Origin of the sequence: Streptomyces sp. NPDC001941 (assembly GCF_040296945.1) — a bacterium.
Classification (GTDB): Bacteria; Actinomycetota; Actinomycetes; order Streptomycetales; family Streptomycetaceae; genus Streptomyces.
On sequence record NZ_JBEOYE010000003.1, the window covers coordinates 1 to 23,018 of the forward strand.

21 protein-coding genes are annotated in these 23,018 nt (G+C 75.5%); 6 read left to right on the top strand and 15 right to left on the bottom strand.

The window, feature by feature from the left end; genetic code table 11:
- From ABT160_RS03685 to ABT160_RS03720, 8 genes are all read right to left on the bottom strand, one after another.
- Positions 1-182, bottom strand: a 182-nt coding sequence (locus tag ABT160_RS03685; protein WP_351643066.1) for an adenylyl-sulfate kinase, incomplete at its 3' end; no start/stop codon positions are given.
- A gap of 38 nt (positions 183-220) precedes the next feature.
- Positions 221-943 (bottom strand): phosphoadenylyl-sulfate reductase, encoded by a 723-nt coding sequence (locus ABT160_RS03690; protein ID WP_351643069.1) that lies wholly within the window; start codon positions 941-943, stop codon positions 221-223.
- Entirely contained in the window at positions 940-1,119 is a 180-nt protein-coding gene (locus ABT160_RS03695) for a PDDEXK family nuclease (RefSeq protein ID WP_351643072.1), read from the bottom strand. Before ABT160_RS03695 ends, ABT160_RS03690 begins: the two co-directional genes overlap by 4 nt.
- Entirely contained in the window at positions 1,116-2,813 is a 1,698-nt protein-coding gene (locus ABT160_RS03700; protein WP_351643074.1) for a nitrite/sulfite reductase, read from the bottom strand. The genes ABT160_RS03695 and ABT160_RS03700 overlap by 4 nt, the downstream gene beginning before the upstream one ends.
- Before the next feature lie 147 nt (positions 2,814-2,960).
- Entirely contained in the window at positions 2,961-3,044 is an 84-nt protein-coding gene (locus ABT160_RS03705; RefSeq protein ID WP_311203059.1) for a putative leader peptide, read from the bottom strand.
- Between the two features lie 182 nt (positions 3,045-3,226).
- Positions 3,227-3,796: a GNAT family N-acetyltransferase gene (locus ABT160_RS03710; RefSeq protein WP_351643077.1), complete on the bottom strand. Its 570-nt coding sequence runs from the start codon at positions 3,794-3,796 to the stop codon at positions 3,227-3,229.
- 13 nt (positions 3,797-3,809) lie between these two features.
- The gene (locus tag ABT160_RS03715; RefSeq protein WP_351643079.1) at positions 3,810-5,126 is read right to left on the bottom strand and encodes a helix-turn-helix domain-containing protein; all 1,317 of its coding nucleotides are present in this window, start codon (positions 5,124-5,126) and stop codon (positions 3,810-3,812) included.
- A gap of 278 nt (positions 5,127-5,404) precedes the next feature.
- Positions 5,405-7,042 carry an acyl-CoA dehydrogenase family protein gene (locus ABT160_RS03720; RefSeq protein ID WP_351643082.1) on the bottom strand — a complete coding sequence of 546 codons (1,638 nt, stop codon included), beginning with the start codon at positions 7,040-7,042 and terminating at the stop codon, positions 5,405-5,407.
- 17 nt (positions 7,043-7,059) lie between these two features.
- Here ABT160_RS03720 and ABT160_RS03725 point away from each other — a divergent pair, with 17 nt between their 5' ends.
- Both ABT160_RS03725 and ABT160_RS03730 read left to right on the top strand, forming a co-directional pair.
- A complete protein-coding gene (locus tag ABT160_RS03725; protein ID WP_351643084.1) occupies positions 7,060-8,235 on the top strand; it encodes a YihY/virulence factor BrkB family protein in 1,176 nt (391 codons plus the stop codon).
- Between the two features lie 10 nt (positions 8,236-8,245).
- Positions 8,246-8,992 (top strand): helix-turn-helix domain-containing protein, encoded by a 747-nt coding sequence (locus ABT160_RS03730; protein ID WP_351643086.1) that lies wholly within the window; start codon positions 8,246-8,248, stop codon positions 8,990-8,992.
- Here ABT160_RS03730 and ABT160_RS03735 read toward each other — a convergent pair.
- Complete coding sequence (locus ABT160_RS03735; RefSeq protein WP_351643089.1) at positions 8,932-9,351, bottom strand: VOC family protein; 420 nt, start codon at positions 9,349-9,351, stop codon at positions 8,932-8,934. The two genes, ABT160_RS03730 and ABT160_RS03735, sit on opposite strands and share 61 nt — an antisense overlap.
- 179 nt (positions 9,352-9,530) lie before the next feature.
- On the opposite strand from ABT160_RS03735, the gene ABT160_RS03740 reads away from it, so the two are divergent.
- Positions 9,531-10,085 (top strand): DM13 domain-containing protein, encoded by a 555-nt coding sequence (locus tag ABT160_RS03740; protein WP_351643091.1) that lies wholly within the window; start codon positions 9,531-9,533, stop codon positions 10,083-10,085.
- Here the strand turns inward: ABT160_RS03740 and ABT160_RS03745 are convergent.
- Genes ABT160_RS03745 through ABT160_RS03760 form a run of 4 tightly spaced genes read right to left on the bottom strand, consistent with a single transcriptional unit; the run spans position 10,072 to position 18,065 of the window.
- Entirely contained in the window at positions 10,072-14,628 is a 4,557-nt protein-coding gene (locus tag ABT160_RS03745; RefSeq protein WP_351643093.1) for an SAV_2336 N-terminal domain-related protein, read from the bottom strand. The two genes, ABT160_RS03740 and ABT160_RS03745, sit on opposite strands and share 14 nt — an antisense overlap.
- Positions 14,625-15,638, bottom strand: coding sequence for an AAA family ATPase (locus ABT160_RS03750; RefSeq protein ID WP_351643095.1), 1,014 nt, complete (start codon positions 15,636-15,638; stop codon positions 14,625-14,627). Before ABT160_RS03750 ends, ABT160_RS03745 begins: the two co-directional genes overlap by 4 nt.
- Positions 15,631-17,658, bottom strand: a complete 2,028-nt coding sequence (locus tag ABT160_RS03755; protein WP_351643097.1) for a VMAP-C domain-containing protein — start codon at positions 17,656-17,658, stop codon at positions 15,631-15,633. The genes ABT160_RS03750 and ABT160_RS03755 overlap by 8 nt, the downstream gene beginning before the upstream one ends.
- A gap of 56 nt (positions 17,659-17,714) precedes the next feature.
- The gene (locus tag ABT160_RS03760; protein ID WP_351643100.1) at positions 17,715-18,065 is read right to left on the bottom strand and encodes a CU044_2847 family protein; all 351 of its coding nucleotides are present in this window, start codon (positions 18,063-18,065) and stop codon (positions 17,715-17,717) included.
- A gap of 221 nt (positions 18,066-18,286) precedes the next feature.
- Here ABT160_RS03760 and ABT160_RS03765 point away from each other — a divergent pair, with 221 nt between their 5' ends.
- The 3 genes from ABT160_RS03765 (at position 18,287) to ABT160_RS03775 (ending at position 21,977) form a co-directional block, all read left to right on the top strand.
- Positions 18,287-18,991, top strand: coding sequence for a vitamin K epoxide reductase family protein (locus ABT160_RS03765; RefSeq protein WP_351643102.1), 705 nt, complete (start codon positions 18,287-18,289; stop codon positions 18,989-18,991).
- Between the two features lie 381 nt (positions 18,992-19,372).
- On the top strand, positions 19,373-20,467 hold the full coding sequence (rsgA, locus tag ABT160_RS03770) for a ribosome small subunit-dependent GTPase A (protein WP_351643104.1): 1,095 nt from the start codon (positions 19,373-19,375) through the stop codon (positions 20,465-20,467).
- 154 nt (positions 20,468-20,621) lie between these two features.
- The gene (locus ABT160_RS03775) at positions 20,622-21,977 is read left to right on the top strand and encodes a bifunctional transcriptional activator/DNA repair enzyme AdaA (RefSeq protein WP_351643108.1); all 1,356 of its coding nucleotides are present in this window, start codon (positions 20,622-20,624) and stop codon (positions 21,975-21,977) included.
- Here the strand turns inward: ABT160_RS03775 and ABT160_RS03780 are convergent.
- Together ABT160_RS03780 and ABT160_RS03785 are read right to left on the bottom strand one after the other, a co-directional pair.
- Positions 21,974-22,363, bottom strand: coding sequence for a PPOX class F420-dependent oxidoreductase (locus ABT160_RS03780; protein WP_351643110.1), 390 nt, complete (start codon positions 22,361-22,363; stop codon positions 21,974-21,976). The genes ABT160_RS03775 and ABT160_RS03780 overlap by 4 nt on opposite strands.
- A 163-nt stretch (positions 22,364-22,526) precedes the next feature.
- Positions 22,527-23,009: a DUF456 domain-containing protein gene (locus tag ABT160_RS03785; protein ID WP_351643113.1), complete on the bottom strand. Its 483-nt coding sequence runs from the start codon at positions 23,007-23,009 to the stop codon at positions 22,527-22,529.
- Positions 23,010-23,018 lie beyond the last annotated feature (9 nt).

Consider the following 23,018-nt stretch of genomic DNA (forward strand, 5'->3'; position numbering starts at 1 on the left):
ACGTTGGTGTCACGGTCCGCGCGGCTGAAGCCCAGGCCCGCGGAGAGGAACTCACGGATCTCATCCCCGTCCAGCACCTCCACCCGCCGCCCCTCGCCACGGAGCCGCTCGGCCAGCGCGTACGCGATGGTCGTCTTGCCCGCGCTGGGCAGGCCGGTCAGCCAGACGGTGGCTCCGCTCACGGAGGTGTCCTCCCGCTCCGATCGGTTCTGATGATCCGTCACAGGTGTATCCCGCACTCGGTCTTGGCGCTGCCCGCCCAGCGGCCGGCCCGCGCGTCCTCGCCCGCCAGGACCCGGCGGGTGCAGGGCGCGCAGCCCACGGAGGCGTAGCCGTCCATCAGCAGCGGGTTGGTGAGGACGCCGTGCTCGGTCACGTACGCGTCGACGTCGTCCTGCGTCCAGCGGGCTATCGGGGCGACCTTGACCTTGCCGCGCCGCTCGTCCCAGGCGACGACCGGGGTGTTCGCCCGGGTCGGGGACTCGTCGCGGCGCAGGCCGGTCGCCCAGGCGTCGTACCCGGCCAGGCCCTCTTCCAGGGGCGCGACCTTGCGCAGCGCGCAGCACAGGTCGGGGTCGCGGTCGTGCAGCCGCGGGCCGTGCTCGGCGTCCTGCTCGGCCACCGTCCGGCGCGGGGTCAGGGTGATGACGTTGACGTCCATCACGGCCTCGACCGCGTCCCGGGTGCCGATGGTCTCGGGGAAGTGGTAGCCGGTGTCGAGGAAGACGACGTCGACGCCGGGGCGGGCGCGGGAGGCCAGGTGGGCGACCACCGCGTCCTCCATGGAGGAGGTGACGCAGAACCGGGGTCCGAAGGTGTCGGCGGCCCAGCGCAGGATGTCCAGCGCGGAAGCGTCCTCGAGCTCGCGGCCCGCGCGCTCGGCGAGCGCGCGTACGTCCGTACTCTGACTCTGACTCTGACTTTGACTCTGTTCGAGCGTCATATCCCTTCCTCTCCGCTGTCGTTGCGCGGCACGCCGCGGCTGAGCAGGCCGAGGAACTTCAGCTGGAAGGCGCGGTTGCAGGCGGCGCACTCCCAGGCGCCGTGGCCCTCCTCGCTGGGGCGCAGGTCCTCGTCGCCGCAGTAGGGGCAGTAGAACGGGGCGGCTCGCTCGCTCATGACAGGGCCTCCTCGGAGGCGCGCGCCGCCCAGGTCGCGAAGCGCTCGCCGTCCTCGCGCTCCGCCTGGAAGCGGGTCAGCACGCGCTCGACGTAGTCGGGCAGGGCGTCGGCGGTCACCTTCAGGCCGCGCACCTTGCGGCCGAAGCCGGCCTCCAGGCCCAGCGCGCCGCCCAGGTGCACCTGGTAGCCCTCGACCTGGCGGCCCTCGTCGTCCAGGACCAGCTGCCCCTTCAGGCCGATGTCGGCGACCTGGATGCGGGCGCAGGCGTTGGGGCAGCCGTTGATGTTGATGGTGATCGGCTGGTCGAACTCCGGCATGCGGCGCTCGAGTTCGTCGATCAGCGTGGAGCCGCGGCCCTTGGTCTCGACGATGGCCAGCTTGCAGAACTCGATGCCGGTGCAGGCCATCGTTCCGCGCCGGAACGGCGACGGGGTGACCCGCAGGTCCAGTGCCTCCAGGCCGGAGACCAGCGAGTCGACCTGGTCCTCGGTGACGTCGAGCACGATCATCTTCTGCTCGACGGTGGTGCGCAGCCGGCCCGAGCCGTGTGCCTGGGCCAACTCGGCGATCTTGGTGAGGGTGGCGCCGTCGACCCGGCCGACGCGCGGCGCGAAGCCGACGTAGAAGTTGCCGTCCTGCTGGCGGTGCACGCCCACGTGGTCGCGCCACTGCTGGACGGGCTGCGCGGGGGCGGGGCCGTCGACCAGTTCCCGCTCGAGGTACTCCTCCTCCAGGACCCGGCGGAACTTCTCCGCGCCCCAGTCGGCGACCAGGAACTTCAGCCGGGCGCGGGTGCGCAGCCGGCGGTAGCCGTAGTCGCGGAAGATCGAGATGACCCCCTCGTACACGTCAGGGACCTCGTCCAGCGGGACCCAGGCGCCCAGGCGCACGCCGATCTTGGGGTTGGTGGAGAGGCCGCCGCCGACCCACAGGTCGAAGCCGGGGCCGTGCTCGGGGTGCTCCACGCCGACGAACGCGATGTCGTTGATCTCGTGCGCCACGTCCAGCAGCGGCGAGCCGGAGACGGCGGACTTGAACTTGCGGGGCAGGTTGGAGAAGTCGGGGTTGCCCACGATGCGGCGGTGGATCTCGTCGACGGCGGGCGTGCCGTCGATGATCTCGTCCTCCGCGATCCCGGCGACCGGCGAGCCGAGGATCACGCGGGGCGTGTCACCGCAGGCCTCGGTGGTGGACAGGCCGACGGCCTCCAGGCGGTTCCAGATCTCGGGGACGTCCTCGATGCGGATCCAGTGGTACTGCACGTTCTGGCGGTCGGTGATGTCCGCTGTGCCGCGCGCGAACTCCTGGGAGATCTCGCCGATCACCCGCAGCTGCTCGGTGGTGAGCCGGCCGCCGTCGATGCGGACGCGCAGCATGAAGTACTCGTCGTCCAGCTCCTCCGGCTCCAGGATCGCCGTCTTGCCGCCGTCGATCCCGGGCTTGCGCTGGGTGTACAGGCCCCACCAGCGCATGCGTCCGCGCAGGTCGTTGGGGTCGATCGAGTCGAAGCCCCGCTTGGAGTAGATCGTCTCAATGCGTGTCCGCACGTTGAGACCGTCGTCGTCCTTCTTGAACTGCTCGTTGCCGTTCAGGGGCGTGAAGTGACCAGCGGCCCACTGGCCCTCGCCGCGGTGGCGTCCGGCCTTGCGGCGAGGCGTGGCGGGGGAGGGCTGTTCCGGGGTGGCGGCCATGGAGGTACGTCCTTCGGGACTGCAGGAGGGCGGCTCTGACCTGCACACTTCAACGCCAACAGGGCGTCGGTGCGCAGCGGTTCAGGGTAGTTCGGGGAGGATGCGAAAGGTGTCGGGAAAACGCGGGACGCGGCGGAGCTGGTGGAATCAGCTCGCCGGACAGATGGCGCTGGACACGCGGCCGAGGTCGACGTGCCGCCGACTCACCAAGGCAATCCCAGTTCCAGACATGGCGGAAGCGTGTCACGCGGATCCGACGGCAGTCCACCATCATCCAGAATGTGGACGACACAGTCCCGCATCATGGGACGGTGTGTCGCGGGTCACGCCGCTCACGGTTCCGGAGCCCGGAGCCGGTCCAGGTTCCGGAGCCGGGTCCTGTCCGTGTGACGGAGCCGGGGCCACGGTCGGGGTCAGCCGTGCGCGCCCGGCCATGGGCCGGGGGTCGCGCCCTCCTCGGCCTGCTCCACCTTGGTGTCGAACAGCCGGAAGCCCCGCCGGAGGTAGTTGTCCATCGCGTGCTCGCCGTCCAGCGAGCAGGTGTGCACCCACACCCGCTTCGTCGCCGTCCGCTCGTCCGGCCAGCGGTCCGCCAGGTCCCAGGCCCGCGCCACCCCGTACGACAGCAGGTGGCCGCCGATGCGCCGGCCGCGGAAGGCCGGGATCAGGCCGAAGTACATGATCTCCACGACCCCGTCGGGCTGCGGGTCCAGCTCCACGTACCCGGCCGGCGTGCCGCGGTCGTACGCCACCCAGGTCTCGGCCGCCGGCCGCTCCACGATCGCCCGCCACTCCTCGTAGCCCAGGCCCAGCCGGTCGCCCCAGTGGATGTCGCCACCCACCGCCGTGTAGAGGAAGCGGCTGAACTCGGGCGAGGGCACCTCGGCCCGGATGACGCGGACGTCCCCGTCCGGGACCGCCGCCGGGCGCAGGTCGTCGGGCGAGGTCTGTTCCAGGGACCAGGTGGTCAGCGTGATGCTCATGCGCCCCATCGGATCACGCGTGCTCCACGGCCACCTGCCCGGGGCCCGCGCCCGCCGCCCGCGCGCCCAGCACGGCCGGCGCGGTGGAGTGCGGCAGCAGGTCCCAGGGGTGCTCCGGCCGGACCACCTCCACCCGGACCTCCTCGGCGAAGCGGTACGGACGGTGCGCGAGGACCGCCGCGAGGTTGCGCCGGATGCGCGACATCTCGGCGCGCACCGTCACCGTGCGGGTACGGTCCCCGAACACGTCCTCGGCCAGCTGCGCCGCGCTCCGCCCGCCCGGGTGCAGCGCCAGCACGTACAGCAGCTCCGCGTGGCGCGGGCTCAGCTCGTGCGTCCACGACCCGGCGGGCCCCGACACCGACAGCGACCAGCGGCGCGCCCGGCTCAGGTCGAGCACCACCCGGCTCGCCTCCTCCGGCTCGCGCGGCGCCTCCGCCACCCGTACCAGCCAGCCGCCCGGCAGCGGCTCCACCGCGCACATCCCGAGCCGGGGCAGCCACACCCGCCCGGCCCGGAAGGACTTGGGCAGCGCGAGCCGGTCCACCGGCGCCATCCCGGTCACCGCCGCCGTCCAGCCGTGCGCGTCCACCGCCACCGCGCGCCCGCCCACCCGGCACAGGATCGGCGCGGCCACCGAGCGCAGCCGCTCGATCGTGCGCAGGTGCCGTTCCCGCAGCTCCGCCTCGGCCAGCTGGGCCACCGAGTGCACCAGGGCCAGGGTCGCCGGGTGGAAGCTGGAGGCGGGCCCGCTCACGTCCACCACACCGAGCAGCGCCCGGTCGCGCGGGTCGTGCACCGGGGCGGCGGCGCACGTCCAGTTGTGCAGCGAGTGCACGAAGTGCTCGGCGGAGTGCACCTGGACGGGGCGGCGCGCCGCCAGCGCCGTACCGATCGCGTTCGTCCCCGTCGTCTGCTCGCTCCAGGCCGCGCCCTCCTCCAGGCAGATCGCGCTGGCCTGGCGCATCACCCCCGGGTTCCCCTCCCGCCACAGCACCCGGCCCTGGTCGTCGGTGACCACCATGATCTGCATCGAGGCGTCGGCGATCCCGGTCAGGCCCGCGCTCAGGGTGCGCATCACCTCGCCGAGGACCGTGGTGCGCCTGCGGTGCTCCAGCTCGTCCTGCTGCAGCAGCACGCTCACGGTGCTCCGGTCCGGGTCCAGGCCGAGGCGGACCATCCGCCGCCAGGACGCGTCGATCACCGGCCGCGGCGCGACCGGCGGCCGCTCGCCGGCCAGCGTGGCCGCCCGCACCTGGTGCAGCAGCCGGCTCGCCCGCTCGGCGTCCAGCGAGGCCAGCCGGGCCAGGTCGAGCTCGGAATCGGTCATCGGGTCCCCCCGCCTGCGGTCGTGCCGGTCCGGTGCTGCGAAGCGGTGGCGTGCGGGCCGCCGCCCCGGCCCCGCGGAGCCCCCGGTTCCCATCGTGCCGCCGGTACGCCCCCGCCGAGGGGCGCTTCACATAATCCTGCAACGGTTTGCAACTCTGGCGGACCGGGGCGCGGTCCAAGAAGGTGGCAGCAAGCAGGGGGTGGTGCCGTGTCGGCGCAGCACCACCCCCGGCTTCCCGGGCGAACCGGACCGGACGCCTCCGCGGGGCGGAGGCCCCCTCAGACCGCGACCCGCGCCCGCTCCACCACCGACGCCAGGTCCAGCGTGTGCGGCAGCGTCCCGAACGCCGCGCCCCAGTCGCCCCCCAGGCGCGACCCGCAGAACGCGTCCGCGACCTCCGCCGGCGCCCAGCGCACCAGCAGCGACCCCTGGAGCACCAGCGCCATCCGCTCCACCAGGCGGCGCGCCCGCGCCTCGATGCCGTCCAGGTCCGACAGCTCGGTCAGCAGGTCCTTGATCGCCGCGTCAAGCCGGTGGTCCGCGCCCCTGGCCCGGCCCACCTCCTTCAAGTACGCGTCCAGGGCCCGGGGTTCACGCCCCAACGCCCGCAGCACGTCCAGGGCCTGGACGTTGCCCGACCCCTCCCAGACCGAGTTCAGCGGCGCCTCCCGCAGCAGCCGGGGCATCCCCGACTCCTCGACGTAGCCGTTGCCGCCCAGGCACTCCAGGGCCTCCGCCGCCACCGGCGTACAGCGCTTGGTCACCCAGTACTTGGCCGCCGGGAGCGCCAGGCGCAGGAACGCCCGCTCCTCCTCCGTGTCCGCGTCGTACGCCGCCGCGAGCCGCATCGCCAGCGTCGTGGCCGCCTCCGACTCCAGGGCCAGGTCCGCCAGTACGTTGCGCATCAGCGGCTTCTCCACGAGGAGGCCGCCGAACGCGCTCCGGTGGGCGGCGTGGTGGACCGCCTGGACCACCGCCTGCCGCATCAGCCCGGCCGAGCCGATCACGCAGTCCAGCCGGGTCGCCGCCACCATCTCGATGATGGTGCGCACCCCGCGGCCCTCCTCGCCGACCCGGCGCGCCCAGGTCGTGCCGTCGAACTCGACCTCGCTGGAGGCGTTCGAGCGGTTGCCCAGCTTGTCCTTGAGCCGCTGGATCGCGAACGCGTTGCGCGTGCCGTCCTCCAGGACCCGGGGCACCAGGAAGCAGGTCAGCCCGCCCGGCGCCTGGCCGAGCACCAGGAACGCGTCCGACATCGGCGCCGAGCAGAACCACTTGTGGCCGGTGAGCAGGTACGCGCCGTCGTCCGCCAGCGGCGCCGCCGCCGTGGTGTTCGCCCGGACGTCGCTGCCGCCCTGCTTCTCGGTCATCCCCATCCCGAACAGCACGCCCGCCTTCTGCCCGGCCGGCCGCAGCCCCTCCTCGTACACGTGCGAGGTCAGCCGGGGCTCCCACTCGGCCGCGAGCTCCGGGTCGGTGCGCAGCGCGGGCACCGCCGAGTGCGTCATCGACACCGGGCAGCCGTGCCCGCCCTCGGCCTGCGTCCACGCCATGAACCCGGCCGCGCGCCGCACGTGCCCGGCGGGCCGGCCCCAGGCGTCGGTCAGGCCGGAGGTGACGGCGTGCCCGAGCAGCCGGTGCCAGGCCGGGTGGAAGTCCACCTCGTCGATCCGGTTGCCGTACCGGTCGTGCGTACGCAGCCTCGGCGGGTTCTCGTTGGCCTGCGCGCCCCACTCCTGGGCCTGCGCCGAACCAGCCGCCGTGCCCAGTTCGCGGAGCTCGGTGCGCACCTCGTCGAGCAGTTCGGGGGCGACGTGGCGCTCCACGGACTCCACGAGCACGCGGTCGGACGTGAAGACGTCATGTCCCACCAGGGGCGGAGCCTGGTTGGTCACGGTGTGGGTGCTGGGTGCCATACGGATACGGTAAGGAGGTGCAGGCAGCAAATGAAACACCCGAGCGGCAACTGGGCAGGCTCCACCGCGCCCGCGTCCTCTACCGCAACGTCTCCAAGCGGAAGATGGCCTGGCTGCTCCTGAAGGACACCGTCAACTCGTGCGTGGAGTACCGGATCCTCGGGCTCGCGGCCGAGGCGGCGTTCTTCACCCTGCTGTCCCTGCCGCCGCTGCTGCTCGGCCTGATCGCCCTGCTCGGCTACGTCGACGGCTGGACGAACACGGACACGGTCTCCAGCATCGAGGAGAACATCCTCAACGCAGCCTCCGCCGTCCTGTCCGACCGCGGCGTGCAGGACATCGCCCGGCCGCTCCTGGAGGACGTCACCCAGGGCAAGCGGCCCGAACTGGTCTCGCTGGGCTTCGCGATCGCCCTGTGGTCCGGCTCGCGCGCGGTCAACGTCTTCATCGACACGATCACCGTGATGTACGGGCTCGACGGCCACCGCGGCATCGTCAAGACCCGGCTGCTCGCCTTCCTGCTCTACATCGTGGCCCTGCTGATCGGCGCGGTGGTGCTGCCGCTGGCGGTGGTCGGCCCGGACCGGGTGGTGGAGCTGATCCCGTGGGGCACGGAAGTGGTCTCGGTGCTGTACTGGCCGGTGGTCATCCTGCTCTCCATCGCCTTCCTGACGACCCTCTACCACGTCTCCGTACCGGTCCGTTCGCCGTGGATCGAGGACATCCCGGGCGCGCTCGTCGCCCTCGCGATGTGGGTGCTCGGCAGCTTCCTGCTGCGGATCTACCTGACCAGCCAGGTGGAGGGGCCGACGATCTACGGCTCGCTGGCCGCGCCCATCGCCGTACTGCTCTGGATCGGCATCTCGGCGTTCGCCGTGCTGGTCGGCGCCGCCGTCAACGCCGCGATCGACCGGGTCTGGCCCTCGGTCGCCACGGCCGCCGCCCGCGCCGAGACCGAGCGGGCCCGCACGGCGGAGGCGGTGGCGATAGTCGCCCGCGCCAAGGCCGCGGTGGAGGCGCTGGACGACGGGGACCCGGACATGCCCTCGGAGTTCCCCGAGCGCTGGTCGAAGTTCCTGCCGCCGGACGACGTCCGGGCCCGCCTGCACACGCACCGGGACCGGGTCGAGAAGCCGGAGAAGGGCGAGAAGGCGGAGAAGTCCGACAAGCCGGGGCCGTACTCCGGGGACTAGCCTCGTCAAGGTGTACGAGGAGTGGGCGTCCCGGCTGGACGGGGCCGTCGTCTGGACCCGGAGCCCGGGCCGCGCGGAGCCCGGCGCGCCGGACCCGGTGCGGCCGGTGCTGCCGGACGGCTGCATGGACCTGCTGTGGAGTGGGGGACGGCTGTACGTCGCGGGGCCCGACACCCACGCGTACGTGCCGGGCGGCCAGGCCGCCCACTGGGCCGGGGTCAGGTTCGCGCCCGGCGTCGCCCCCGCCCTGCTCGGGGTCCCCGCGCACGAGCTGCGCGACCGGCGCGTGGACCTCGCCGAGCTGTGGCCGGCCGCCGAGGCGCGCCGGCTGGCCGCCCGGGTGGCGGGGGCGGGCGATCCGGTGCGGGCCCTGGAGGAGGTGGCGCTGCGCCGGGCCGCCGAGGCGCCGGAGCCGGACCCGCTGATGCGGGCCGTGGCCCGGTCGCTGGACGGCGGCGCGAGCGTCGCGGGCACCGCCGACGCCCTGGCCCTGAGCGCCCGGCAGCTGCACCGCCGCTCCCTGGACGCGTTCGGCTACGGCCCGAAGACGCTGGCCAGGGTGCTGCGACTACAGCGTGCACTGTCACATGTGCGCGGTGGCACGTCATACGCCACCGCGGCCCTGGCGGCGGGCTGCGCCGACCAGGCGCACCTGGCCCGCGAGATGCGGGCCCTGGCCGGGACGACGCTGAGCGCCTACGTGGCGTCGGCGAACAGCGAGACGCCGAGCCCGTCCGGGTCCAGCACCACCGCGTAGCGCTGCCCCCACACGGCGTCCCAGGGCTTCAGGTGCCCGCGGTGGCCCGCGGCGAGCAGCGCGTCGTACGTGGCGTCCACCTGCGCCGGGCTCTCGCACAGGAAGGCGAGGCCCAGGCGCTCGCCACCGGCCTCGGGCCGGGTCCAGGACGGGTCGAAGGAGCGGATGACCTCCTCGGTGTCCCACAGGAGGCGCAGCCCGCCGGGCAGCGCGGCCTCGACGTGCGGGGCGGACGCGGCGTCCTCGGGCAGGTCGACGCCGAGGAGCCGGTAGAAGGCGAGGGAGGCCGCCAGGTCGGCGGTGACGATGCCGATGGCGTCGAGTCGCGGTCGCGGGGTCAGTGGATTCTGTGCGGTCATGGGGGAACCGTAGGCCGCGGGAGCCTCCGCGGTCTTGAAGGAATCGGACGCGGCGGGGGGCCCGGGCGGCCCGGGGGAGGGCCGACGTAAGACTCCTGTCATCTTTCGACGGGAGTGCGGGCCGCGGCCCGGGCCGTTGAACAGGGCGGGAAGCACACATCCGACCCGAGGAGACGGCGATGCGCGGAGTACGGAAGTCAGGACGATTCCTGCGAGGCCCCTGGGGCATCGGGGCCCTGACGGTGGCGGTCCTGGCGGTCGGGCTCGGCCTGTACTGGTTCCAGCCCTGGAAGCTGGTGACCGACACGACGGTGCGGGAGGCGCTGCCCACGGCCTCCGCCCCGGCCGCCCAGCCGAAGCCCGGCCAGGCCGCGCGGGGCCCGGTGACCGAGGCGACGGGCACGTTCATCAGCCACGAGCACGCCACCAGCGGCACGGTCAAGATCCTCCGCCTCCCCGACGGCACCCGCACCCTGCGCCTGGAGGGCCTGAACACCAGCGACGGCCCCGACCTGCGCATCTGGCTCACGGACGCGGAGGTGAAGGAGGGCAGGGACGGCTGGCGCGTCTTCGACGACGGCGAGTACGTGAGCCTGGGCAAGCTCAAGGGCAACAAGGGCGACCAGAACTACGCCCTGCCGGCCGGCCTGGACCTGGACGCGTACCGCAGCGTGACGATCTGGTGCGACCGCTTCGACGTGTCGTTCGGGGCCGCGGAGCTCACGAAGGCGTGACGGGGCCCTGGCCGGCGCCCGCGCCCAGCGGGGCGTCGACCTCCAGGAGGACGAGGTCCTCGCCCATCAGGACCGCCACCCGGCGCCCCGCGGCCGACAGCGCCCGGGCCGGAGCGGGCAGGGCGATCCGCGCGACGAGCGGCGCGAAGCGCGGGCCCTGCGACGACAGGTCCCAGACGCACAGGGTGCCGGTCGTGTCGGCGGACGCCGCGAGGCTCCCGTCCGGTGACAGGGCCACGGCCGCGACGGTGGCGCCGTGGCCGTGCAGCCACTTGCCGAAGCCCGGTTCGCTGACCGTGAAGACGTGCAGGCCGCCGTCGGCGTAGCCGACCGCGGCACCGCCCCGGTCCGAGCAGGCCAGCGCGGACACCGTCACCTCCCCGTTGAGCTGGCGCGCGTACTGGGGGCCCGCCGACGTCCGCCACACCAGGACGTTGCGCTCGACCGCCGCGAGCAGGTAGCGGCTCCCGTCCATGCGCGTACAGGCCAGGTGGTGCGCCCGGTGGCCCTGCCAGCCGCCGGGGAGCTCCGCGGCGTCCCCCGAGAGCCAGATCCGGGGGCTGCGGTTCCAGAACCTGGCGGCGACCAGGGGACGGTCCGGTGCGTGCGAGCAGTCGAGCGAGACCAGCCGGTGGTCGCCGCGCACCAGGGCGGCGAGCGGGGCGGCCTGGTCGAGCCGCCAGGGCAGCACGGTGCCGTCCTCGCCCCCGGTCACCATGAGCCCGGGTTCGCCCGCGCGGCTCGACCCCGCCATGTGCGTCACCGCTCCCCGGTGGGCGGCGACCGTCGAGCGCTTGCCGCCGCCCAGCGGGTCGCGGAAGCGCACGAAGCCGTCGGAGTGCCCCGTGACGACCGTCGACGGGCTCTCGGCGACCAGTACGGAGCTGACGTCGCCCGCCGTCCACGCGGCCCGCCAGGCGTCGGCGCGGAACCGGGCGGCGACCCCCGGCTCGCCGAGCGCGCAGGCCGTGATCGCCAGCACGTCGCCGCGCTCGCGCGGGCCCAGGCCGGTCAGCCGCGCGGCGCAGGAGGCGTACACGTGGGCGAGCGAGTGGCCGGCCACCTCCGGCTCGGTGCGCAGCACGGCGGCCAGCGGCTCCGGTTCGGCGTGCAGCACGAACCCGGTCTCGTCCAGGAGCCGGTCCGCCACGCCTCCCCGGACGGCGTGCTCGATCAGGTGCTCGCGCACGTAGGCGCTCGCGGCGGCCCACTTCGGGGCGGGCCCGCCGGGCACGGTGCGCAGCAGGGCCTGCGTGAACTGCGCCTGCGCCGCCACCGGGTCCGTCCCGGCCCGCAGTTCGCGGCGCAGTTCGGGGTCCACCAGCCGGTAGCCGCCGCCGGTGAACGCGACGCGGGAGTCCGCGGAGGCGAACAGCGCCCGCACGTCCTCCTGGGTGTAGGTCCGCAGCGACAGCGCGGTGGCGAGGGCGGCCCACAGCGCGACGTCGGGCAGCCCGCTCCCCTCGGCGAAGGCCAGCGGGCGCAGCAGGTCCTGCTGGCCCTGCTCGACCAGCGCGCGGGGCCGGACCCCGCGCGTCGCGCCGCGCCAGTCCAGGCTCGTGAAGTCCACCTCGCCGGTGAGGACGAGGGTGGTCCGCTCCCGCGCGTACCGCAGCGACCCCGCCGCCGACCCGGCGATCACGGCGGCGACCTCGCCCGCCCGCCCGGGGTCCCCGGCGAGCGGGGAGGGGTCGTACGGCGCGGGCGGGGCGAGCAGCAGGCGCCGGACGTGCTCCCGCAGGTCCGATTCCCGCACGGGTGCCCGGTCGAGGTCCACCACGCGCGTCACCCCGGCGGGCTCCAGGGACCGGTCGGTCAGCACCAGCCGCGTGAGGGGACGGGCGGTGAGCTCCTCCAGCACCCGCTCCCGCTCCCAGGGCATCACGTGCCCGATGTCGTCCAGGACGAGGACCACGGGCCGGGGCGGACCGGGGAGTCCGGCCAGCTGCTCGCGCAGCCTCGTCAGCCCCTGGTCGACCCGCGGCCGCGCGAACCACAGGCCGGGCGGCGGCAGCGCGTGGACCGGTGCCACGGCGCGCCACGGGCCGCCCGGCTCGGCGAGTTCGACGAGCCGCCGCACGAGCGTGCTCCTGCCCGAGCCGGGGGAGCCCGTCACCACCAGGCACTCGCCGTGCGGCGCCTCGCGCAGCCAGGCGCAGACCTCGCCGAGCTGTTCGTAGCGCGGCGCGAAGAACCAGTCGCCGGGCTCCCGCGGAACCGGTACGTGGTCCGGGTTCGGGAAGTACCCGACGTTCCCCGCCCCGACGGTCGTGCGCAGGATCCCGGAGCCCGTGCCGCCCCCTTGCTCCAGCACCCGCTTGGCCTCGCCCACCAGCGTGCGCGGCTCCAGGTACGGGGAGTCCTCCGCGCCGGGGCGTGCCAGTACGGTGGCCAGCGCCCGGGTGAAGGCGCCGGGCCCGCCGGACGGCGACGACAGCGGGGTCAGCACGCTGACGGACCCGCCGCGCGGGGGCGGCGCCAGCTCCATGGCCCGGACCGCCGGTGACAGGGCGGCGTCCAGGAGCAGGAGCACGTGGCCCAGGTGCGGGCCCAGCTGGGCGAGGAGGTCGTCGACCAGCAGCGGCCGGCCCGGGTCGGTGTCCCTCAGGACGAGCCCGGGGCGCCCGCGCCGGCGGCTCGGCTCGCCCTGGACGTGCAGCACGACCAGGTCGCCCGCGCCGAGCTCCGCCGAGCGGGCCCAGCCGCCGAGGGCGCTCAGCGTCTCCAGCTGCCCGGGCGACCGGGTCAGGTCGGGCAGCACGATGGAGTACCCCCGGCCGCGCAGGGCCCTGGCCAGCTGCCGGTGGTCGTCCCGCGCCCCGTCGCCCGCCGCGTCCCCGACGATCCCGATCAGGAACCGCCGCCGCACCACGGGCGCACTTTCGACGGTCTTGGGAGCGGGGACGGCCTCGGGAGCGGGGACGGCCTCGGAGGCGGGCGCCTGCTCAGGAGCCGCACCCGAACCCGAAGCCGGGACCGGCCCCTCGCCCCGCCGCCCCCGCACCAGCCGCTCCACCTCCGCGAAGTGCCGCGCCCCCACCGGCAGGAGCAGCGGGCCCTCCGGGTCGGTGAGGGCCGCGGTGAAGCGGGCCGCGGTCGTCGGGGCGTGGCGCTCCACGTACGCCGAGACCGTCGCGAGGACCTCGTCCGCCTCGTCACGGCGCAGCGTGCCCAGCAGCCGCTCCCGCGCCCCCGGCACGAACTCGTACGCCTGCTCCAGAGCGTCCCCGGTGCGCGGGCCTGGGACGCGGGTCAGCAGGCCGCTGAACACGATCTCCGCGAGGTCGGACGGCGGGCTGTCCGGCAGCATCGCCGTCTGCACCAGCCGCATCACCGCCAGGTTCAGCGGCGCCGCCGACAGGAAGGCGGCGAGCCGGTACACGTCCGGCTCCGCCCTCGCCCTGAACTCCTCGATGCCGGGGGCCCGCCCGGGCGGACCGGGCTCGGGCGGCGGCGCGGTCCCGAGCAGCACCGCCGCGCCGTCGAACGCCCCGGCCCCCGCCACCGCGCGCGCCCACGGCCCCAGCCACTCCGGCGTCACCCCGAGCACCGGGACCGTCAGGTGCGAGGCGCCGGGCCGGTACGGCTCCAGGCCGTACGGGTCGTACCGCAGGCGCGAGTTGGGCGCGCCGGGCTCGGTGGAGCGGAACCGGCCCGGGCGCGGCGGCAGCGCCGTGCGGTCCCAGGTGTGCTCGGGAAGCGTCTGCAGCAGGGCCGTCGGCCCGTGCCCGGCCCACGTGCGCAGCGCCCCGCGCAGCGCGGGGGTCCGCCACGCCGGGTCCACGCCGTCCGTCAGGACCAGGGTCACCGTGCGGCCCGACGGGTCGATCAGCGCCCCGGGCGGGCGGGGCAGCCGCGCCGCGGCCGGGGTCAGCCCGGGCCGCCCGGCCCGGCCGTGCGGCCGCAGCCAGTACGTCCGTACGTCCCCGAAGGCGCCGAGGCGGCCCAGGAAGGCGGCCAGTTCACGGGCCAGCGGCTCCCAGAACAGCGCCCCGTCCCCGTACGCGTCCACCACCAGCGCCACGTCCAGCCAGCGCTCCCCGGCCGGGGCCAGGACCGGCGTCCAGTGCCGCCGCTCGTGCTCGGCGATGCGGGCCGCCGTGGCCTCCTCGTCGAGGACCCGGCGCGTCGCGGACGGCACCCGACGCTTCAACGGGCGCAGGGCGCGCGCCAGTTCGCGGCGCCGGGCCAGGGCGGGCGCCGCCGGGACCCGTACCGGCGACCCGCGCTCCACCGCGCCGGCCGCCGCACCGCCGCGCTCCGGCAGGTACAGGCGGCCCGACTCCGGTCCCGGCCCGCGCGGCCGGGGCGCGGGAGCACGGTCGCCCGGCGCCTCCGGTGCGCCCGGCGCCTCCGCCGGGGCGGCCCGTGGCGCGTCGGGTCCCGGTGCGGGAGGCGGCCCGGGGGCCGGGCCCGCCGCCGGTTCGGGCGTCGGCAACGCGCCCGCGAGCCACACCAGTTCGGCCAGCTCGCGCGGCGAGGCGGGCCCGCCGCCCACCGCGTCGAGCAGCGCCGCCAGCGCGCCCAGGGCCCGGGAGGTCACGGCTGGGCCGGGACCGTCACGTCGAGGTGCTGGAACACCAGCTCCGCCAGCCGCTCCGGGCCCGGCGCGCCGTCGCCGGGGGTGCGGCTCATCAGGTACACCGCGTTCAGCAGCTGGTCCGTCGCCAGCTCGCCCGTCGCCGCGTGCTCGCGGAACCGGCGCACCACCTCCGCCGCGTCCTCGTCCGCCGTGCCCAGGTGCGCCCGGACGATCGCCCGCAGCCGCTGGTCGTCGTCCACGGCCGGCAGGTGCAGCCGCACGCAGCGGCGCAGGAACGCGGGCGGGAACTCGCGCTCGCCGTTGCTGGTCAGGATGACGAACGGGAACGTCTGGCAGCGCACCACCCCGCCGGTGACCGTCACCGGCTCGCCCTCGTCGGCCGGACGCACCCGCACCACCGGCTGTGCGTCAGCCACCCGGGACAGCTCGGGGATCTCGAACGCGCCCTCCTCGAAGGCGTCCAGCAGGTCGTTGGGCAGGTCGATGTCGCTCTTGTCGATCTCGTCGATCAGCAGCACGCGCGGCAGGGCGTACGGCGCGAGCGCGGTGCCCAGCGGCCCCAGGCGCACGAACCTGCCGAGGTCGCTGCGCACCGCCGCCTCGCCCGACTCCCGCGCCACGCCCGCCTCTTCGAGCCGGCCGAGCGAGTCGTAGCGATACAGGCCGTCGCGCAGCGCCGTCTTGCTGTTCACCGGCCAGCGCAGCACCGGACCCAGGCGCAGCTCCCGCGCCACCGCGTGGGCCAGCGTCGACTTGCCGGTGCCCGGATCACCCGTCACCAGCAGCGGACGGCGCAGGTACAGCGCGGTGTTGACCGCCTCCACCGTCCCCTCGTCGGCACGGTAGGCGTCCTGGTGCGGAAGCCGCCGCCCCCCGTCGGGCTCGGCGTCCCGGTCGAACGGGGTCGGCTCGCCCGGGTGCGCGAAGTCCCGCCACGGGGGCGGCGGGGGCAGCCGCCCGATCCCGTCGTGCGGCGTGCCGACCCCCTGGTAGATGCGCCACTCACTCATCCTGTGCCCCTTCCGTTCCCGCTGTCGTCCCGGCGGCCGTGCGCAGCGGGGCACCGGGGATGCGGCGGCGCGGGTCGTCCCACAGCAGCACGACCCGCCCGCCCACGTGCGCGTCCCCGTCCTCGTCCCCGCACGCCGCCGCCTTGACCGCCTCCACGCGCAAGTGCCTGATCCGGTCGGGCAGTTCGTCGCGGGTGGCGTCCGTCAGCGCGGAGCACACCCCGGAGTAGAAGGAGTCACCGGGGCAGGCGTGCCGGCCCGGCAGCCCGCACACCCCGCCGTCCTCGCGCGCCGGGGCCCCGCCGCCGTGCCGCCAGACCATCAGCGGCACCCCGGACGCCACCGCCACCTGGTACGCCGACGACACCGGGTCCTCGTGCGGGGAGCCCGCCAGCGCCAGCGCGGCCAGCGAGGGGTCGCTGTCGAAGCTCGCCCCCAGCACCTCCTGCCCCTGCCGGTCCCGCCCGCACACGCACACCAGCGCCCCGCCCACGCCCTTGCCGTCCAGGTGCTCCCAGCGCTCGGCCCAGGCCGCGTGCAGCGTCGGCGCCTCGTGCCGCTCCAGCGGCCGCACCACGACGTTCTGCTTGCGGCCCAGCGCGAACCACGACTGCGGCCACAGCCGCCACTGCGCGACGTCCACGTCCAGTGCCTCGGCGGGCAGGATCAGCTCGACCAGGCCCGGCCGGGCGACGCCGCCCATCAGGTCGATCTGCTCCGGGAGCAGCGCGGCGAGGTGCTCGAAGGCCGCCGCCAGCGGGAGCGCGGGGGACTGGGCGGCGGCGGGCGCGATGTCGCCCTGCGACAGGTAGCGCCACACGGTGACGTGGTACAGGCTCCGGTCCCGCAGCGAGTGCCTGATCCGCGCGATGACCGACGGCAGCGGGGCCTCCACGGGCCCGCGCCGCAGCAGGCGCTCCGCCTCGTCGCCGAGGCCCAGGCGCCCCGCCGTGATCAGCACGCGGTGGCGCAGCGCCCGCGCGTCGTGGCGGCGCGCGAGGTCGGCGGCGTAGGCCAGCGCGTACGGCAGCCGCCCCGGCCCGGCGGGCTCCCGCGCGCCCAGCTCGGTGAACACGTCCCGGTGGTCGAGCAGCGGGAACCGGTCGGGCGGCGGGGTCCCGGGTGCGGCGACCGCGAGGAACGCGGCCGCGTGGGAGGGGCCGGGGTCGGCCGGCGGGCCCGGGGCCGCCGACGCGTCGCCCGGGTGGCCGGGCGCGGGGCCGGGCGGCGGGCTCCCGCCGTGGCCGGTGGGGTGGCCCCGGTCCCGTAACTCCGCGATCAGGGCGAGGAGGTGCCGGGACTCGGCGCGGGTCAGGTCGTACGGTCCGTCCTCCTCCGGCCGCCGCACCCGGTCCGCCAGGACCGCCCAGCGGGGGTCGCCGGCGTGGAACAGGTCGTGCGCGCGCACCAGTTCGCGGTAGACGTCCGCGTCGAGCAGCCGCAGCGCGCCCACCGGAGTGCCGACCCCGCCCATCGTGCTGTCGGGCTTCCGCGTCGCCTTGACGACCGCGAAGACCCCGCCCGTACCGTGGTTGAGCGCGGGACCGCCCGACAGGCCCCGGTTGACCTCGCCGCCGACCAGCCCCGTCATCCGCGCGCCGTGCGGCCCCTCGCTCCCCCTGCGCGTCAGTTCGGCGGTGCGCTCGCTCAACCCCTGCCCGTAGACGTCGGAGTAGCCCACCACGGTCACCTCGGAGCCGGACGGCGGCTCCGAGTCCTCCAGCCACACGCACGGGTGTCCCGCGACCTCCGGCACCCGGACGACGGCCAGGTCGGGGAACGGCCACAGACCGCGCGGTCCCGCCGGCGCGGGCGACGCGGCGAGCACCACGCCCGCGTGCTCACGGCCCCGCCAGTGCACCGGTACCTCCGCCCCGGCGGTGGCGCCCGCCACGTGCGCGCACGTGACCACGAGCCCGGGCGCGACGAAGAACCCGGTCCCGTGGGTGGGTCCGCTGACGCGCACGCGGCAGTCCTCCAGGAGGCCCTGGAGCGCGGTGAGGGCGGTGGCCGGGTGCATGGCGCGGTCCGTGTCGTGAGGGGCTCGGCCGTGGTCCGTACGGCCGGCCGGGCTGGTCAGGGGGCCGGGGCGGCGGGCGGCGGGCCCACCGGGAGCGGCCGTTCCGCACCGCTCCAGGTGAGCGTCACCGTGAACGCGGCCGAGCCGCCCGCGCCCACCAGGGCCGCCATCACCCCGTCCCGGCCCACGGCCAGCTCGACGCCGAACTCGACGCTCACCTCGTCCGGGCGGGCCGGGGCCACCGCGTCGCGCACGTTGGTCGCGACCGCCCGCAGCGACTCGTGGAAGCCCTGGAGCTTCTCGACGACCCGCTCGCCCAGGCCCACGTCGCCGGGACCGGTGTCCTCGGCGACGGTGGCCCAGACCAGCTGGCCGTCCGGCATTTCAAGTCGTACGAGCTCTCCCATGACCGCTGCCCCCGCCCCCGAGATCCGTCAGGAACCACATGGTAGGAGGGCGGGGCGGGCCGGGGGTGCCGGTCGGGGAAAACAGGTGCCGGCCGGGGAAGACGGGTGCCGGGTGGGGAGGACGACCGTGCCGCGCGCCCCGGGCCCGGGGCGCAAGGACCCCCGCGCGCGGGTCCAACGGCCCTGGTCCGGGCCGCCGCGGGCGGAGGAGGCTGGAAGTCATGCCCGCACACCGTCCCGCCACCGAAGCCCGCGCGGACACCCGCGCCGGAAGCGAAGCCTCCGCCGGGACCGCAGGGTCCACGGGCGCCGAAGGCCCGGCCGGGACCGCCGGACCGGGTGGTCCCGGCGCCCCCGTGCGCGCCGGCCGCGTCCTGAGCCTGCTGCTGCTCCTCGCGGGCGCCCTCGGCACGTTCGCCTCCGCGGTCCTCGCCTACGACCGGATCCAGTCGCTCGCCGACCCGTCCTACGCGCCCGGCTGCAACATCAACTCGGTGCTCAGCTGCGGCGACGTGATGGACGCCTGGCAGAGCAACGTCCTCGGCTTCCCCAACACCCTGCTGGGCATCGCCGGCTTCGCCGCCCTGGGCGGCCTGGGCGTCGCCCTGGTCGCGGGCGCCGCCTTCCCCCGGTGGCTGTGGCTGGCGGTGCAGGCCGGGGTGACGGCCGCGTTCGTCTTCGTCGTGTGGCTGATCAGCCAGTGCCTGTTCGTCATCGGGGCGCTCTGCCCCTGGTGCATGCTCGTCTGGGCCGTCGTGCTGCCGCTGTTCTGGTACGTGACGCTGCACTGCCTGCGCACCGGGGTGGTCCGCGCGCCGCGCCCGCTGGTGCGGACCCTCACGGAGTACGCCTGGGTGGGCCCCGTACTGCTCTACGGCGTCGTGGTCGTGCTCGTCCTGGCGCGGTTCGGCACCCGGCTGTTCTGAGTCGGCCGCGCCCGAACGGGCCGGTCACGCGGCCGGTCACCAGGCCGGTCACGCGGGGGTCGAGCGCTCCTCGACCGATCCTCGACAGGCCCTCGACCAGCCCTCTACCGACCCTCTGGCGGTCCTCGATTTAATCGATGGCGAACCGGGACGCACCCCCGTTATGGTGTGCGCAGCCGACCCGCAGCGGGTCCGGCCCGAGACGAGCCGAACCGGAGGTGGACCGTGGTGACTGTCCCCGCACTGGGCGCTGCCCAGACCCCCGCACTCATCGACTCCATTTCCGTGGCCACCGGCTGACCACTCGTTCGCCGAACTGCCGCGCCCCGCACCGAAACCGGTGGGGCGCGCGCCGGGGCCACCCCTTGTGAAGGGTTCCCCTTGTCTCTCACCTCTGCTGCTCACACCGCGCTGACCCCGTACGGCTGGGACGACGCCTGGAGCGCCGAGTTCGCCCCCCACGCCGCGCAGGGCCTCGTGCCCGGGCGGGTCGTGCGGGTCGACCGCGGCCAGTGCGACATCGCCACGCCCGACGGCACGGTGCGGGCGGACACCACCTACGTCACCCCGCACGACCCGCTGCGCGTCCTGTGCACCGGCGACTGGGCCGCCGTCGACGCCGTCGGCAGCCCCCGCTACGTCCGGTCCTACCTGCCGCGCCGCACCGCCTTCGTGCGCTCGACGTCCTCGTCGCGCTCCGAGGGCCAGATCCTCGCGGCCAACGTCGACCACGCGGTCATCGCGGTCTCGCTCGCCGTCGAGCTCGACCTCGCCCGCGTCGAGCGCTTCCTGGCCCTGGCCTGGGAGAGCGGCGCGCAGCCGCTGGTCGTGCTCACCAAGTCCGACCTGGTGCCCGACCCGGTCGGCCTGTCCTACCTGGTCGAGGACGTCGAGACGGTCGCTCCCGGCGTGCAGGTCCTGCCGGTCAGCTCCGCCACCGGCGAGGGCGTCGACGTGCTCGCCGCCGTCGTCGGCTCCGGCACCAGCGTGCTGCTCGGCGTCTCCGGCGCCGGGAAGTCCACCCTCGCCAACGCGCTCCTCGGCGAGGACGCCATGGAGGTCCAGGCCACCCGTGACGTGGACGGCAAGGGCCGGCACACCACGACCACGCGCAACCTGTTCGTGCTGCCGGGCGGCGGCACCCTGATCGACACGCCCGGACTGCGGGGCGTGGGGCTGTACGACGCCGAGGCGGGCGTCGGCCAGGTCTTCTCGGAGATCGAGGAACTGGCCTCCCGCTGCCGCTTCCACGACTGCGCCCACGAGACGGAGCCCGGCTGCGCCGTGCTCGCGGCCCTGGAGGACGGCTCGCTCCCGGAGCGCCGCCTGGAGAGCTACCGCAAGCTGCTGCGGGAGAACCAGCGGATCGTCGCCAAGACCGACGCCCGGCTGCGCGCGGAGATCCTCAAGGACTGGAAGCGCAAGGGCGCCGAGGGCCGGGCCGCGATGGAGGCCAAGCGGGGCCGTACCCGCTGACGCCGCACGCGGGGGAGGGGGCCTCCGGGCCCCCGTCCCCGCGCGGCCCCGGGGCGTGTCGCGAGAGTCGCGCCCGCGACGCCCGGCACGCCCGAGACCCGTGTCCGATTCCCGCCAGCCGTGCCCCGCGCCCCGGCGCACACTGGACGGTGTGATGGACGAGGACACCAGGTACGAGGCGGTCACCAGCCGCGACGCCCGCTTCGACGGCGAGTTCTTCTTCGCCGTCGCCACCACCGGCATCTACTGCCGCCCGAGCTGCCCGGCGGTCACCCCCAAGCGCCGCAACGTCACCTTCTTCCCCACCGCCGCGGCCGCCCAGGGCCACGGCTTCCGCGCCTGCCGCCGTTGCCGCCCCGACGCCGTCCCCGGCTCCGCCGAGTGGAACGTGCGGGCCGACGTGGTGGGCCGCGCCATGCGCATGATCGGCGACGGCGTCGTCGACCGCGAGGGCGTCCCCGGGCTCGCCGGGCGCCTCGGCTACAGCCCCCGCCAGGTCCAGCGCCAGCTCAACGCCGAACTGGGCGCGGGGCCCGTCGCCCTGGCCCGCGCCCAGCGCGCCCACACCGCGCGGCTGCTCCTGCAGACGACCGGCCTCGCGGTCACCGAGATCGCCTTCGCGGCCGGGTTCGCCAGCGTGCGGCAGTTCAACGACACCATCCGGCAGATCTACGCCCGCACCCCCAGCGCCCTGCGCGCCGAGTCCGGTACGAGGACGGCGCCCCGGTCCGCCGCGGACGCCGCCGGGATCCCGCTCAGGCTCGCCCACCGCGGCCCCTACGCCGCCGCGCAGGTCTTCGGGCTGCTCGCCGCCGAGGCCGTCCCCGGGATCGAGGAGGTGCGGGGGGAGCCGGGCGCCCGGACCTACCGGCGCACCCTGCGGCTGCCGTACGGCTCCGGGATCGCCGCCGTCGACGAGCGCGCGCCCGGCGCCTGGCTGGAGGCCCGCGTCCACCTCACCGACCTGCGCGACCTGACGACCGCGGTGCAGCGGCTGCGGCGGCTCTTCGACCTGGACGCCGACCCGTACGCGGTGGCCGAGCGGCTGGGCGCCGACCCCCGGCTCGGGCCGCTGGTGGAGGACCGCCCCGGGGTGCGCTCGCCGGGCGCGGCGGAGCCGGAGGAGTTCGCGCTGCGGGCCGTCGTCGGACGGGCCGGGGCGGCGCGCCTGGTCGCGGAGCACGGGAGCGCCCTGGACGCGCCGTGCGGCGGCCTCACGCGCCTGTTCCCCGAGGCCCGGGCCCTGACCGGCCACCCCGTGGCGGGGCCGCTGGCCCGGGCGCTGGCGGAGGGGACCGTACGCCTGGACCCCGGCGCCGACCGGGAGGAGGCCCGGCGCTCCCTCGCGGCGGTGCCGGGCCTGCCGGAACCGGTGGCGGCGGCGATCCTGATGCGGGCCCTGGGCGACCCGGACGTGGCGCTCACGCCGGACGCGGACCACGAGGCGTACCGCCCCTGGCGCTCGTACGCCCAGCGCCACCTGGAGGCGTCCCGGACCGACCGTCCCTAGGGCGACTCCTCCTCAAGGCCCTCCTCAAGGCCCCAGCTCATGATCTTGCGCGGGTGGATCCGGATCAGCTCCTCGCTGAAGTGGGCGCCCAGCTCGTGCGGGCCGGTCAGCAGCTCCGCCTCGCCCCGGATGTCGATCCCGCGCACCCGCCAGGGCGTGAGGCTCACGATGTCGTCCACGACCAGGGCGACCTTCGGGTTGGCCCGCAGGTTGCGCCACTTCTTGGTGTTCCCCAGGTCGTAGCCGCCGACCAGGATCGTGCCGTCCTCCTGCGGGAAGAAGCCCACCGGGTTGGCCTGCGGCTGGCCCTTGGGGTCGACGGTGGCCAGCCGCCCCAGGCGCTGGGAGGCGAGGTAGGCGCGCTCGGCGTCGCTGAATTCGCTCATGCGCCAAGGATGGTCCCGCCGGGCCCGCCCGCGCATCGGTACCGGGACCGACCCAGGTCCTAGGACCTGCGGCCCGCGACCGCCCGATCCGCGCCCCGCCCCGGATTCACCGCACCCCACTGCTCCGATCGCGGCACGCGCCCCCGCACGGAGCACGGCGGCCTCACCCCCAGAGCACCGCGCCCGCCCACGCCCCCACCACCAGCAGGCACGCGAAGAGGTCCACCAGCACGCTCGTGCCCACCGCCCGCATCACCGCACGCGTCGACGCGACGGCCTCCCCGTGGCGGCCCAGGCGCAGCCGCTCGCTGCCGTAGATCCCGCCGACGTACCCCGGCACCGCGCCCACCACCGGCACCAGGACGAAGCCCAGGAGCGCGCCCGCCCCGGCGAACACCGCCATTCGGCGCGTCACCCCCACCCCGCGCAGCCGGCGCGGCGGCAGCTGCCACACCACCACCTGGGTGACGAGCAGCAGCACCGTCGAGGCCACCAGGAGCACCCAGGCGAGCCCGGTCTGCACCTGCAGCGCCCACCAGAGCATCGCCGCCCACACCAGCCACGGACCCGGCACGCCCGGCACCAGGACCCCGAGCAGGCCGAGCAGCATCACCAGGCCCACCATCAGGAGCTGCCACACACCCATGGGCCAAGA